The organism is Odoribacter sp. N54.MGS-14, from assembly GCF_000980295.1.
Classification (GTDB): Bacteria; Bacteroidota; Bacteroidia; order Bacteroidales; family Marinifilaceae; genus Odoribacter; species Odoribacter splanchnicus.
Genome location: NZ_LARL01000037.1, coordinates 1 through 13,836, shown reverse-complemented (window position 1 = coordinate 13,836; position 13,836 = coordinate 1). Strand labels below are relative to the sequence as shown.

Genomic DNA, 13,836 nt, shown 5'->3' with positions numbered 1-13,836 from the left:
ACAATTTTTAGCTTTAAAATCGGACAAGATTTGTTGAAAAGAATCAAAATAACTACTTTCGTTCCGTATGTTGAATAAAGCGTTCTATATAATCCTATTCCTATCCTTATCCTGTTGTGTGCAGGCCCAGAAAATAATGCGGAATACCAGTCTGTTGAATTATCAGCGGGGTGACCGGACCGTATTGCATTTCGGTTTTAGCCTCGGGATCAATTATATGGACTATAAAGCCGTCTTGTCGGGAGCCAATGGATGGAGGGCGGAATCGGGCAAACTGGATGTCGGATTTCTGGTGGGTATTGTTTCTGAACTGAGATTAGGTGATGATTGGGGGCTGAGATTTTTGCCGGGACTGGAATTCGCTACCCGTTCGCTGGTGTATACGCAGGTGCCGGAGGTTGAAAATAACAAACAATATGCTTATAATGAGTCGGTTTATGTCTCTTTGCCGTTGATGTTGAAATACAAGGCCAAGCGGATTAATAATTTCCGTCCCTTTATTACTGCAGGAAGCAGTTATAAATTCGATTTTCAAAAACACGATAAGATCGATCCGGACAAGTCGGTTTATTTCCGAACCCGTAGAGGGGATGTTTTTCTGGAAATGGGAGCTGGTTCGGATTTTTACCTGCCTTATTTCAAATTTGGAATAGAGTTGCGTTTTTCGTTGGGATTGACGGATGTATTGGTACATCGGCCTGATCCCAAAAATCCGGGATATGAGGATTATACACAATCTTTAAGTAAACTACGTGCCCGGATTTTCACGATTTGTTTTAATTTTGAATGATATTCAGCATTCTTATTTATCAGGGATATGTATACAGAAATTCAGATCAGAATAAAGCCAGAACAGGCAGGTGTGGAGGAAACATTGCGGCAAATCGCTGCCCGGGTTGCAGGAGTCGGTGCAGAACGGATCTGCCGGGTAGATATTGTCCGTAAGTCGATCGATGCCCGGCAAAAAGAAGTGATGTTCAACCTGGTCGCCGGACTTCATATCGACCGTATCGAGGAGAAAGAAAAGGTTTTCGTTCCGGCTTACCGGGATGTGTCCGACAGAGAAACGGTGGTCGTGGTCGGTGCAGGGCCTGCCGGTTTATTCGCAGCTTTGCGTTTGATCGAACGTGGTTTCCGTCCTTTGGTACTGGAAAGGGGAAAGGCTGTCGAAGACCGGAAAAAGGATCTGAATGGTTTATATAAGACCGGGATGGTAGATGAGGATTCTAATTTCGGTTTCGGGGAAGGAGGAGCCGGGACTTTTTCCGATGGAAAACTCTATACCCGTTCGAAGAAAAGGGGAGATGTACGCCGGGCTATGGAAATTTTGGTTTATCATGGAGCCAATCCTGCTATTCTGGTCGAAGCCCATCCGCATGTCGGAACCGACAAATTACCCGGAGTGATTGTCAATATCCGTAAAACTATTCAAAAACAGGGAGGAGAAATTCGTTTCGGTTGCCGGGTGACCGGTCTGATAATCCGTGAAAACAGTATACAGGGAGTGATTGCCGGAGGACAGGAAATTGCGAGCCGTCATGTCATATTAGCTACCGGCCATTCGGCCCGGGATATTTATCGGATGTTGCAAAGGCAGGCGGTACGGATGGAGCCGAAAGATTTTGCCGTCGGATTGCGTTTAGAACATCCCCAGCAGGAGATCGATCGCATCCAATACCACACCCCGGAAGGGAGAGGCAAATGGTTACCTGCTGCTGAATATAATTTTGTCACCAATATAGACGGACGGGGAGTATATTCTTTTTGTATGTGTCCGGGTGGGGTAATCGTACCTGCGGCAACGGGGCCGAACCAACAGGTCGTCAATGGAATGTCCTCCTCTTACCGGAATACCCCCTGGGCAAATTCAGCTATGGTGACAGCTATCGGCCCGGCCGAATTGGAAAGTATGAATTACCGGGGATTATTTGCCGGCATGGTATTTCAGGAAGCCTTGGAACGACAGGCATGGGAGGAAGGGGGCGGTGGGCTTTTCGCTCCTGCTCAGCGGTTGACCGACTTCCTGGCCGGAAAGGACAGTAGCACTTTGCCGGCGACGTCTTATAAACCGGGAGTATATACTTCTGCTATCAGTGAATGGTTGCCCCGGATCGTTTATCGGCGTTTGGCGGCCGGACTGCAATATTTCGGACAACGGGCCAAAGGATTCGTATCCGAACGGGCACTTTTGCTGGGGGTAGAAACCCGTACCTCTTCTCCGTTGAGAATTCCGCGCAATGAGCAGCTGATGCACCCCGAGATACGAGGGTTATATCCTTGTGGTGAGGGGGCTGGATACGCCGGAGGAATCATTTCGGCAGCCATGGATGGCGAAAAATGTGCCGAAAATATCTTCTGAGCAGAAAGCCTGTTATTTTTTTTGAAAAAAATGGATTTTTTTTTTGAAAAGTATTGACATCCTCAATAAAATCGCTACATTTGCCTTTAGAGAGAGGTTTAAAATTCTAACCCTAAAAATTAATATTATGAATAAAGCTCAATTAATCGACGCTATTGCTGAAAAGGCAGGTTTAACAAAAGCAGATTCTAAAAAAGCTCTGGAAGCTTTCGTAGAAACAGTTGGTGAAGCACTGAAAGGTGGTGATAAAGTGGCATTGATCGGATTCGGTTCTTTTTCTGTATCTGAAAGAAGTGCTAGAAGCGGTAGAAACCCACAGACTGGCAAAACGATTACTATTCCGGCTAAGAAAGTTGTTAAATTCAAAGCAGGCGCTGAATTGGCAGAAAAATTCTGATCAGGAAATTAAGATAAAAGAAGGGGTGTTTCGAAAAAGCACCCCTTCTTTTGTATGGGATTGTATATGGAAAAACAGAAAATAGAGAATTGGAAGGTACTCCGTTCGGAGTATATCGCCAGAGAACCCTGGTTTACAGCCCGCCGGGATGAAGTGCAATTGCCGAACGGTAATGTCATTCCTGCTTATTATGTATTGGAATATCCGGCCTGGATTTGTGTGATCGCTCTTACTAAAGAAGGGGGGATGATCATGGAAAGACAATACCGGCACGGAATCGGACGGGTTGATTATGAATTGTGTGCCGGGGTTGTAGATCCTACAGATGCCAGTCCTTTAGAAGCAGCCAAACGGGAATTACTCGAAGAAACCGGTTTCGGAAACGGAGAATGGCAGAGCTACATGATCATAAGTGCGAATCCCGGAACGCATAATAACCTGACTTATTGTTTCTTGGCTACCGGAGTGGAGAAGGTGATGGAGAGGCATCTCGAACCGACCGAAGACATTGTGGTGGAAGTATTAAGGCCGGAACAAGTGAGAACTCTCTTACTGAAAAATGAAATCATACAGGCGACTCACGCAGCTCCCCTTTGGAAGTATTTTGCTGAGAATCGTTGAATCTTGTTGTGTTTATTATGAAATCCATCAAAGAACAAGTAGAATATTTACGGGATTTTGTTGTCGATGAAAAAAATGCTCTGTTCGATCGGTTGATACAGGAGCGGACCGATTATGTAACGGTTGTGTTAGAAGATTTATTTCAATCACATAATCAAAGTGCGGTGATGCGCTCGGCCGATTGTTATGGGATACAACATGTCCACCTGATCGAAAACCGGAATTCATACGATATGACTTCCACAGTTTCGCAGGGTGCGCGGGATTGGCTGTCTATTCACCGGCATAAAGAACTGGAAAACAATACCCAGGCTACGATCGATCAGTTGAGGGCCGAAGGTTATCGTATCCTGGCTACGACTCCCCATGCCAACGATATTTTTGTCGACGATATCGATTTGGAAAAAGGGAAAATGGCTTTTTTCTTCGGGACAGAATTAACCGGTTTGTCCGATTTGGTTATCGGACAGGCAGACGAATTTGTAAAAATACCGATGTATGGGTTTACCGAAAGTCTGAACGTGAGTGTTTGTGCGGCTATTACGATGTACAGTGTTACCCGTCGTTTGCGCGGGAGCGGTATCGACTGGCATTTATCCGATCGGGCGAAGGATGAAATCTTATTCAAATGGTATAAAAATGCCATCAAAGCTTCCGGCGAAATTCTGGAAAGATTCAATGAAGAATAGGAACAGAAAACTTCGGGGTATGAAATGGTTTTGGATTCTGGGGGTACTATTGGGGGCCGGAGGGCCGGTGCGGGCACAAATGGATAGTGTTGCTATCCGCTTGGAAAAAATCAAGACGGCGACCGAAGATTCGGTACGCTTGGAATATGCCGGCGAGATCGAATATTTTATACGGTCTTCGGCTTTCGGTAGTTATCGGACTGAAAAGCCTGTGAAATATTTGGGGTATAAGAGATCGGACGATGCAGGGATCGAGTTGTTTTCCTGGGCCGTACCTCTGCGCGAAGGGCAGGCCTTTTATAATTTATTCCGCTTTAAAAATCCGGAGCGGAGTTACCTGATCAAAGCGTTGCCCGGAGATCGGATGGCTTGGTTGTTTTATGATTTTGTCCCTTTCGAACATCAGAAGCAGGGGTATGTACTTTTGCTGGGATGGTCGAAAACCCGGAATACCAACCGGAAAGCGGTATGGGTGGCCTGTTTCCATCCCGACGGAACGGTCACTTATAATCATCCTCTTTTGAGAAAAGGAGAGAGCAGAAGTGCTTCTCTGACCTTTGAATATGCGCTGGATGCGAGTATGCTTTTGAAACAAGATAAAAACGGAAAACGTATCCTTTTCGATCATCTTGCTCCTACAGATCCGAAATATGAAGGCTATTTTATGTTTTATGGGCCCGATGCTTCCTGTGATGCTCTGGTTTTAAAAAAGGAAGAGTGGTGGTATGAAGAGAATCTGACCAATTAATTCAACATATACAAGACAGATGGAAGAAGATAAATTTAATTTTTTAACAGAACAATTCGACGATATAAAAATTCTCCGGTATCAGGTACCGGCTTTCGGGCAACTTCCATTACGGGAAAAGATCTTTGTCTATTACCTGAGTCAGGCTGCTTTGGCAGGCCGGGATATACTATGGGATCAGAATAACCGGTATAATTTGCGTATCCGGAAGATTCTGGAACGGATTGTCCGGGAATATCCCGGGGATCGGAATACCGATGAGTTCGAGCGTTTTCTGATTTATACGAAGAAGGTGTTCTTTGCCAATGGCATCCATCATCACTATTCTATGGATAAGTTTATCCCTGGTTTTTCTAAGACTTATTTTCAGGAATTGTTGGCGTCGATCGGTATTCCGGAGGTGTTTCCCGAATTGGAACGAGTTATGTTCGACTCCGGTTATATGGCCAAGCGGGTGGTTTTGGACGAAGGGAAAGATTTGATCCGGGCTTCGGCTAATAATTATTATATGAATGTAACCCAGCGGGAAGTCGAAGAATTTTACCGCACTTCCGGTGAAGAGGATTCCTGTCCGGTATCCCGGGGATTGAATTCGACCCTGGTCAAAGAGGAAGGGGTAATCCGGGAAGCAGTCTGGAAAATAGGAGGAAAGTACGGTCAGGAATTGGCCCGGGTCGTAGCATGGCTTGAAAAAGCGATACCCTATGCTTATAACGAACAGCAGCAGAAAGTAATTCGGTTATTGATCGATTACTATAAAACGGGAGATTTAAAACTTTTTGACCGGTATTCGATCGAATGGTTGAAAGAGGATCAGGCCCCGGTCGATTTTATCAACGGGTTTATAGAGGTATATGGGGATCCTCTGGCCTATAAGGCCAGTTGGGAATCGGTGGTGGAGATCGTCGATCAGGAAGCCGGAGAACGCACCCGTAAACTGGCCGGAGAGGCACTGTGGTTCGAACAGCATGCCCCTATTCGCGAAGAATTTAAGAAACAAGAAGTGAAAGGCATCACTGCTCGTGTTATGCAGGTGGCTATGCTTGGCGGAGATTGTCATCCGGCTACTCCGATAGGGATCAATTTGCCCAATGCCGAATGGATCCGCGAACGCTACGGAAGTAAATCGGTGACTTTGGACAATATCACTTATGCCTATGATATGGCAGCTAAATCTTCTGGGATGATCGACGAGTTTGCCGGTTCGGACGAAGAAATTCGTTTGGCTCGTGAATGGGGAACTATCGGGAGTAATGTACATACCGATCTTCACGAATGTCTGGGTCATGGGTCGGGAAAAATGTTGCCGGGTGTGACTACCGAAGCATTGCGTAATTATTATTCTACGATAGAAGAAGCCCGGGCGGATTTGTTCGCCCTCTATTATATCATGGATCCCAAATTGGTCGAACTGGGAATTATCCCTTCGTTGGAAGTGGCTAAAGCGGAATACAACAGCTATATCCGGAACGGTTTACTGGTACAACTCACCCGCATTAAATTCGGAGACCGGCTTGAGGAATCCCACATGCGTAACCGCCAGACGATAGCCGCCTGGGCTTATGAACAGGGGAAAGAAGCGAATGTAATAGAGAAAGTGCAAAGGGCAGGTAAGACCTATTTTATCATTCGTGATTTCGATGCTTTAAGAGTACTTTTCGGGCAATTGCTGGGAGAAGTACAGCGGATCAAATCGGAAGGAGATTTCGAGGGAGCCCGGAAATTGATCGAGACCTACGGAGTAAACGTCGACCGTCGGTTACACCGTGAAGTGTTGACCCGTTACGAAGCTTTGGGAGTGGCTCCATATGCCGGTTTTATCAACCCTGAATATCGCCTCGTCGAACAAGATGGAAAAATTATCGATGTCGGAATCACTTATCCCGACGACTTTCTGGGACAGATGATGGGGTATGGGGAAAAAAGGTAAAAGGCTATAGGCTAAAAGCAAAAAAGCTATAGGCTTTGGGTTTTCTTACCTTTTGTCTATAGCTTTTAATGCTTCTTCGCCTTTAGCCTTTAGCTTCCTTGCCTTTAGCTTTTTTAATGCTTCTTCGCCTTTAGCCTTTAGCTTCCTTGCCTTTAGCTTTTTTAATGCTTCTGCCGTGCCGTAATGATAGCCATAAAGTCGTCGGCTTTCAGGGAAGCTCCGCCGATAAGGCCACCGTCGACGTCTGCCTGAGAGAATAGTTCGTCGGCATTTTTGGGGTTGCAGCTTCCGCCGTATAAGATCGATGTGTTGTCGGCTACTTCTTTACCATATTTGTCGGCGATGGTTTTACGGATAAAGGCATGCATTTCCTCAGCTTGTGCAGAGGTGGCTGTTTTGCCGGTACCGATAGCCCACACCGGTTCGTAAGCTACGACGATGTGTGCAAACTGATCGGCTGAGAGGTTGAATAAACCGTTCACCAATTGAGATTTCACTACTTCGAAATGTTTGCCGGTTTCTCTCTCGGCTAAAACTTCTCCTACACAGAAGATTACATCCAGGTTATTTTCCAGAGCACGTTGTACCTTCTTGACCAGGATTTCATCGGTTTCTCCATAGTAGCTTCTTCTTTCAGAGTGACCGAGAATGACATACCGGCTTCCTGTTGAGGCCACCATAGCTGCGGATACTTCGCCGGTATATGCTCCGGAAACTTCTGTTGCACAGTTTTGGGCAGATACGGCAATGACTGCAGGATCTACCATTTTACTTACTTCGGCCAGATGAATGAAAGGGGTACCGATGATGACCTTCACATCCTTTGCATTAGCAGCTTTTACTTTGCTGTTTACCTCTTTAGCCAGTTCAATCCCTTCCTGCAGGGTTTTGTTCATTTTCCAGTTACCGGCAACAATTTTTTTTCTCATGATTCGTTGTTTTTAATTGCTTTATATTCTTTGATTGTCAGTTTGATTTCTTTCTTTATTTTATCATCCTTTTATATTTCCGGATTATATAGAGAAATATACAGGCGATATAGAGCATAATCAGGCTGTAGATCAGATATCTGTCTGTGATAGCCTGTTGTTCTTGCAGGCAATAGGAAGCTAAGTCTTTGTTCTGTAATTCCTCCACTTCCGGCAGATCCCGGTGGCCCCATTTGTCGAGGATAGTCCCCTGACGTAAAAGGATCAAGCCGGGGTTCGAGCGTACGATCGTTTTCAACTGTATTTCATCGGTTGAACAATAATCATAATTTACCTGATGAGCTTCGGTATATTTCCGGATATCATCGGCGGCAGAAGCACTCAAACCATAAAACCGGTAACCTTTATCTTTGGCATATGCTGCCAGTCGGTTCAATTTTTCCTGATTTTCAGGATCGGTTTTATTGATGTTGTAAGCGATAACCAAAAAGGTATATCCATTATCTTCTAATACTTCCTGGGTGATGTCTCCCAATTCCGGATGTTCGATGACGAAATCATGAATCGGAGCTTTATATCCTTCTTTGATCAGTTTCTGATCCGAGCTGACATATTCCCAGTTTACGGTATCTTGCCAGGGATAGTTTTCTTCTGTAAAGTCTTTTACTTCTCCTGTCTGTTTGTTTTTGTATTTGAGCGTAATCGCATATTCGTCATGCGGAGCTCCGTCGGGGATGGCCATACCCTCGGAGATATTTTTACCGATAGCATAGGGACGGAAATCCACGATAGGCAGGTGACGGAAGGAGTACCATTGTACACAGAACATGAAAATAACCGTCCCCACTAAAACCACAGTTTGTTCCAGAAAGTTGAAAATCGGTTTATACTTATCTCTTGTGTAAAAGATAACTAATGTCATCGCCAGCAGAATGATATTTTTCCAGAAAGTTTCCCAATTGGTTAAGATCAGGGCATCCCCGAAACATCCGCAGTCTGTGACCGGATTCTTGATAGCCAGGATCAGGGTGAGAGGAGTAAAAAATCCCATAAACAAAATGGCTCCCCAGGCAGCTGTTTTTATCTTGATATTCAGGAACAGACAGATACCGATAAGAAATTCTGCCATAGAGAGCAAGAAGGAGAAAAACAGGGTACTGAATCCCATCCAACTCATGCCGAAAGCATTGAAATAATCGGTGAACTTGTAGTCTGAACCGAGCGGGTCCACTCCTTTTACAAAACCAGAATAAATAAATACAATACCGACTAAAATACGGCAGATATTTCTCAATAATTTCATATGGTTGTGTTTATTATAGATTGACATTTTCTACAGTCAGCCGGATCAAAGCGAATACGGCATAATTGATCATATCGTAATAGTTTGCGTCGATGCCTTCCGAAATTAAGGTGTTGCCCTGATTATCTTCGATCTGTTTCGTACGGTTGATTTTCATCAGGATCAGGTCGGTATAAGAACTGGTCCGCATACTTCGCCACGCTTCACCGTAATCGTGATTTTTATCCAGCATCAGGGCTTTGGCTTTTTGAAAATAGTTTTCATATAATTGGGAAATCCGTTGCTGATCGGTCGGGATATCTTCTCCCGGTCCTAATTCCAGCTGAATCAGCCCCATGATGGAGTAATTGACGATACCGATAAATTCAGGGACAATCCCTTCGTTGATTTTGCAGACCCCTTTTTCTTCGATACTCCGGATCCGGTTGGCTTTAATAAATATTTGGTCGGTGATCGATGTCGGCCGTAAAATTCTCCAGGCCATTCCATAGTCGTGCATCTTTTTGGTAAAGATATCGCTGCATGTTCCGATCACTATATCGTATTCTTGAGCTGTTTCAGGCATAGTGTTAAATAATTAAAAACGTACCGATAAAATCGGGTTTATAGACTTTACAGACAAAATAAAAACGGTACGATAAATTTGTTATTATTTTGAACGTGTAAAATTAATGAATAGATTTGAGAAGTAAAAAAGATTGAGGTGAAAGATTGAGGATTAGAAAGAAAGATGGAAAAGAAAAAAGAACTATAATAAATTGAAAGCATTGAAAACAATAAAGTTAGGAAATCAGGAATTGGATTTTACTGTTCCGGCAGTGATGGGGATACTGAATGTAACTCCAGACTCTTTTTATGATGGTGGAAGATACCTGAGTGAGGTAAAAATTGTCGAACGCATTCATCAGATTATGGATGAAGGGGCGGACATGATCGATGTCGGGGCTTATTCTACCCGTCCCGGAGCCGATTATGTAGACGATCGGGAAGAAATCAGACGTTTGTTGCAGGCGGTGGAACTGATTCGGAAACATTATCCGGAGGCGATCGTTTCGATCGATACTTTCCGGGCAAAAGTAGCCGAAGAAATCGTCGCTGCTCAGGGACCTGTTATCGTGAACGATATTTCGGGAGGAACGATGGATGAGGGGATGTTTGATTATGTGGCCCGGACCGGTGTGCCTTACATCATGATGCATATCCAGGGGACTCCACAGACGATGCAGAAAAATCCTCATTATGAAAATATCGTAAAAGAAGTAAGGAAATTTCTGACAGATCGGATCGCTTGCCTGAATGCCGAAGGTTTTGATAATATTATTCTGGATCCCGGCTTCGGTTTCGGTAAGACTTTGGCACACAACTATGAGCTGATGAATGGGTTGGAGCATTTTCAGGACCTCGGTTATCCCCTGTTGGTCGGAATTTCCAGAAAATCGATGATTTACAAATTGCTGGGTAATTCACCGGCAGAAGCATTGAACGGTACCGCTGTGTTGAATACGGTCTCTTTACTGAAAGGAGCGAATATTTTAAGGGTGCACGATGTCGGAGAAGCTTGTGAAGCGGTAAAGATCTTCAAGGCATTGTCCGGAGAAATGTAATGCCCCATTTTTGGTAACTGGCTTTCCTTGCAGAAACCGATCGGAAGACCGGCGGAGTTAAAGTTCGGGTTCAGGACCGAAGTGTGTAACTTCGCCGGTCAGCCTTTGGGGCTTTTAATCGGTTTTCAGGGTTCCCAGAAGAGGAGCGATGATTTGCCAAAGGACGATCCCGACAGTCACCGAGATATTGAAAGAGTGTTTCGTCCCGAATTGGGGAATCTCTATACAACCGTCGGACAGATCGATTACCTCTTGTTGCACTCCCTTGACCTCATTCCCGAAGATCAGCGCATATTTCTGACCGGGTGACAGAGAAAAGTTTTCCAGCGAAGTGGTATTTTCGGCTTGTTCGATGGCAAAAATCCGATAACCTTCCTTTTTCAACCGATCGACCGCTTCTGTGGTATCTTTGACATATTCCCAATCGACCGCATCTTCGGCTCCCAGGGCAGTTTTATGCACTTCCCTGTTTTCCGGAGTGGAGGTGATACCGCAGAGAAAGATTTTTTCGATGCGGAAAGCGTCGGAGGTTCGGAAGACCGAACCTACATTATTCTGACTGCGGACATGATCCAATAGGATGACCACCGGGAGCTTGGGAGCTTTTTTGAAGGCTTCGGTACTGATCCGGTTCAATTCTTCGTTTTGTAATTTTCGAAAGTTCGTCATGGCGTCTCTTATTGTGTGTTGGCAATTTCTCCGATGAGTGTGGCGGAAGTACAATCCTTGATTTTAACCTGAATCAAAGAACCGATCGGAATATTTTTAGCCGGAAAAACGATTACTTTATTCTGACTACTCCGTCCGAACATCTCGTCGGAGCTCTTTTTAGATACGCCTTCTACCAATACTTCGAAAGTTTTACCGATATCGCGGCGGTTACTTTCCAGCGACCATCCGGTTTGCAGGTCGATCAATTCCTGCAGACGCCTGCCTTTCGTGGTTTCGTCGATGTTATCCGGGAGGCTTTTGGAAGCTTGGGTACCGGGGCGTTCCGAATATTTGAACATATATGCCAGATCGAACCCCACTTCCCGCATCAATTCCAGTGTTTGCCGGTAATCTTCTTCGCTTTCGTTATGGAAGCCCACAAATACATCTGTCGAGATGCCGCAATCGGGGACGATGCGGCGAATGGCAGCGATCCGGTCGAGATACCATTCCCGTGTATATTTGCGGTTCATATCTTTCAGGACAGAATTACTTCCCGATTGTACCGGCAGGTGAATGGCTTTGCAGATATTGGGCCAACGGGCGATCGTTTCCAGAGTTTTATCGCTCATGTCTTTGGGATGTGAGGTGGCGAAACGAATCCGCATATCCGGGACCGTACGGGCTACTAATTCCAGAAGAGCCGGAAAGTCGACCCTCGTTTGTTCGTCTTTATAAAGATAGGAATTGACGTTTTGTCCCAATAAAGTGACTTCTTTGTATCCCCGGCGTTGCAAATCGATCACCTCGCCGACGATACTGTGCGGACTCCGGCTGCGTTCCCGTCCACGGGTATACGGGACAATACAGTACGTACAAAAATTGTTACATCCCCGCATGATAGATACGAAGCCCGAAATCGCCGTCTCGTCTATGCGCGAGGGGCAAATGTCTTTATAAGTCTCGGTGGTAGAAAGTTCGATATTGATGGCTTTTTTGCCTTGTGCTGCCTGTTCGATCAATAGAGGCAGGTCCATATAAGCATCGGGACCGACGACGATATTGACATTTTTCTCTTCTTCGAAGAGTTTCGCCCCCAGGCGTTCGGCCATACAACCCATCACGCCTACCAGGAGGTGAGGGTTGCGTTTCCGGATTTCCGAGAATCCCTGTACCCGGCCTCTTACCCTTTGTTCGGCATTTTCCCGTACAGAACAAGTATTCACCAGAATGACATCCGCTTCGTTCTTATCGGTTGTATGTTCGAAGCCGGCGGCGGTCAGAATGGCTGCTACAACTTCGCTATCAGCCACATTCATCTGGCAACCATAGGTTTCTATATAAAATTTTTTTACCATAATTTTTGTTGTTTCTTTCTCTCCGAATAGATCGTCCTATTGTTTTTAATCTACCGCAAAAGTAATATTTTCAAATGGAAGAGCTGTCTGATTCATAAATTTTATGGCTGAATGACTAAAGCTTACCGATAAATTTTGCCTGTTGCTGATCAGATAACTAAAAATGAATTATTTTTGGCGTTAAAATTCAATTTTATGAACGTAAAAGCCAAGGGATATATTTTAGGCGCTGTTGCTGCGGCCACTTATGGGATGAATCCGTTGTTTGCCTTGCCGTTGTATAAGGCAGGAATGAATCCGGATTCGGTACTTTTTTTCCGTTATCTTTTTGCCATACCTGTGTTGGGGATGATGATCGTGGCGAGAGGGAGAAGTTTTAAGCTGAAACGTAAAGAGGTGTTACCCTTGATTATTATGGGATTACTGGTTGCCCTTTCTTCGCTGGCTTTGTTTCAAAGTTATAACTATATGGATGTGGGTATTGCCTCTACTTTGTTGTTTGTCTATCCTATTCTGGTGGCATTGATTATGTGGGGCGCATTTAAAGAAAAATTGACCTTACCGACAGTATTATGTATTTTACTGGCCTTGGGGGGGATCGGACTGCTATATAAAAGCGGTGACGGTAGCACGCTTAGCCTGACAGGAATTATTTTGGTGATGGTTTCTGCCCTTTCCTATGCCATTTATATTGTAGGAGTGAACCAGTCGACCCTGAAGAATTTAGCGACACTTCCGTTGACTTTTTACGTTTTACTCTTTGGTTTGGGCTTATTTTTGGTCCGGGTCGATTTCGGACAGAGTCTTCATGTGGCCGATACCTGGTATTTGTGGGGAAATCTGGTCGCTTTAGCTATTTTTCCAACGGCGGTTTCATTTCTTTGCACTACCCAGGCCATACAATATATCGGCTCCACCCCAACAGCTATCCTGGGAGCTTTAGAGCCTCTGACCGCCGTTTTCTTCGGTGTGGTCGTTTTCGGTGAATCATTGACGTTGCGGTTGAGTTGCGGTATGTTGATGATTATTCTCGCAGTCACTCTGATTATTGCAGGAGGAAATGTTACCATTTATCTGGTGCGTTTCAGGAAATTATTTCCCAGACTCCCCATCAAAAGAAAAAAATGATTTCTGATAACACAGTAGAAGTTTCAGGACGATATCGATTAAAAGAAAGAAAAATATTCCTTCTAAATGGGCTTTTCTGAGATTAATAAATAGAAACGCAAACGGATTGTTCCTCAGGG

14 protein-coding genes are annotated in these 13,836 nt (G+C 44.8%); 9 read left to right on the top strand and 5 right to left on the bottom strand.

What is annotated here, in order from left to right; genetic code table 11:
• The first annotated feature begins 67 nt into the window (after positions 1-67).
• The 7 genes from porT (at position 68) to WS42_RS08735 (ending at position 6,744) form a co-directional block, all read left to right on the top strand.
• Positions 68-790, top strand: a complete 723-nt coding sequence (porT, locus tag WS42_RS08765; protein ID WP_046404954.1) for a type IX secretion/gliding motility protein PorT/SprT — start codon at positions 68-70, stop codon at positions 788-790.
• Positions 791-817: 27 nt separating this feature from the next.
• Complete coding sequence (locus WS42_RS08760) at positions 818-2,359, top strand: NAD(P)/FAD-dependent oxidoreductase (RefSeq protein WP_046450987.1); 1,542 nt, start codon at positions 818-820, stop codon at positions 2,357-2,359.
• A 127-nt stretch (positions 2,360-2,486) separates the two neighbouring features.
• On the top strand, positions 2,487-2,756 hold the full coding sequence (locus WS42_RS08755; RefSeq protein WP_013611412.1) for an HU family DNA-binding protein: 270 nt from the start codon (positions 2,487-2,489) through the stop codon (positions 2,754-2,756).
• A gap of 66 nt (positions 2,757-2,822) precedes the next feature.
• Positions 2,823-3,377, top strand: a complete 555-nt coding sequence (locus WS42_RS08750) for an NUDIX hydrolase (RefSeq protein ID WP_046404760.1) — start codon at positions 2,823-2,825, stop codon at positions 3,375-3,377.
• A gap of 17 nt (positions 3,378-3,394) precedes the next feature.
• The gene (locus tag WS42_RS08745) at positions 3,395-4,066 is read left to right on the top strand and encodes a TrmH family RNA methyltransferase (protein WP_013611410.1); all 672 of its coding nucleotides are present in this window, start codon (positions 3,395-3,397) and stop codon (positions 4,064-4,066) included.
• A 19-nt stretch (positions 4,067-4,085) separates the two neighbouring features.
• Entirely contained in the window at positions 4,086-4,814 is a 729-nt protein-coding gene (locus WS42_RS08740; RefSeq protein WP_022160363.1) for a hypothetical protein, read from the top strand.
• 19 nt (positions 4,815-4,833) lie between these two features.
• The gene (locus tag WS42_RS08735; RefSeq protein WP_046404957.1) at positions 4,834-6,744 is read left to right on the top strand and encodes a dipeptidyl-peptidase 3 family protein; all 1,911 of its coding nucleotides are present in this window, start codon (positions 4,834-4,836) and stop codon (positions 6,742-6,744) included.
• Positions 6,745-6,905: 161 nt separating this feature from the next.
• Here the strand turns inward: WS42_RS08735 and tpiA are convergent, their stop codons facing one another.
• Genes tpiA through WS42_RS08720 form a run of 3 tightly spaced genes read right to left on the bottom strand, consistent with a single transcriptional unit; the run spans position 6,906 to position 9,541 of the window.
• Positions 6,906-7,673 (bottom strand): triose-phosphate isomerase, encoded by a 768-nt coding sequence (gene tpiA / locus WS42_RS08730; RefSeq protein ID WP_046404958.1) that lies wholly within the window; start codon positions 7,671-7,673, stop codon positions 6,906-6,908.
• Positions 7,674-7,728: 55 nt separating this feature from the next.
• Complete coding sequence (locus WS42_RS08725) at positions 7,729-8,976, bottom strand: BT_3928 family protein (protein WP_013611406.1); 1,248 nt, start codon at positions 8,974-8,976, stop codon at positions 7,729-7,731.
• Positions 8,977-8,989: 13 nt separating this feature from the next.
• The gene (locus tag WS42_RS08720; RefSeq protein ID WP_013611405.1) at positions 8,990-9,541 is read right to left on the bottom strand and encodes a DUF1599 domain-containing protein; all 552 of its coding nucleotides are present in this window, start codon (positions 9,539-9,541) and stop codon (positions 8,990-8,992) included.
• 256 nt (positions 9,542-9,797) lie between these two features.
• On the opposite strand from WS42_RS08720, the gene folP reads away from it, so the two are divergent.
• Positions 9,798-10,580, top strand: a complete 783-nt coding sequence (gene folP / locus WS42_RS08715; RefSeq protein ID WP_229057703.1) for a dihydropteroate synthase — start codon at positions 9,798-9,800, stop codon at positions 10,578-10,580.
• A 114-nt stretch (positions 10,581-10,694) separates the two neighbouring features.
• Here the strand turns inward: folP and WS42_RS08710 are convergent, their stop codons facing one another.
• Positions 10,695-11,249 (bottom strand): RNA methyltransferase, encoded by a 555-nt coding sequence (locus WS42_RS08710; protein ID WP_013611403.1) that lies wholly within the window; start codon positions 11,247-11,249, stop codon positions 10,695-10,697.
• An 8-nt stretch (positions 11,250-11,257) separates the two neighbouring features.
• Positions 11,258-12,589, bottom strand: coding sequence for a tRNA (N6-isopentenyl adenosine(37)-C2)-methylthiotransferase MiaB (gene miaB, locus WS42_RS08705; protein WP_013611402.1), 1,332 nt, complete (start codon positions 12,587-12,589; stop codon positions 11,258-11,260).
• Between the two features lie 195 nt (positions 12,590-12,784).
• Between miaB and WS42_RS08700 the strand changes: the two genes are divergently transcribed.
• On the top strand, positions 12,785-13,717 hold the full coding sequence (locus WS42_RS08700) for a DMT family transporter (RefSeq protein ID WP_046404964.1): 933 nt from the start codon (positions 12,785-12,787) through the stop codon (positions 13,715-13,717).
• Positions 13,718-13,836 lie beyond the last annotated feature (119 nt).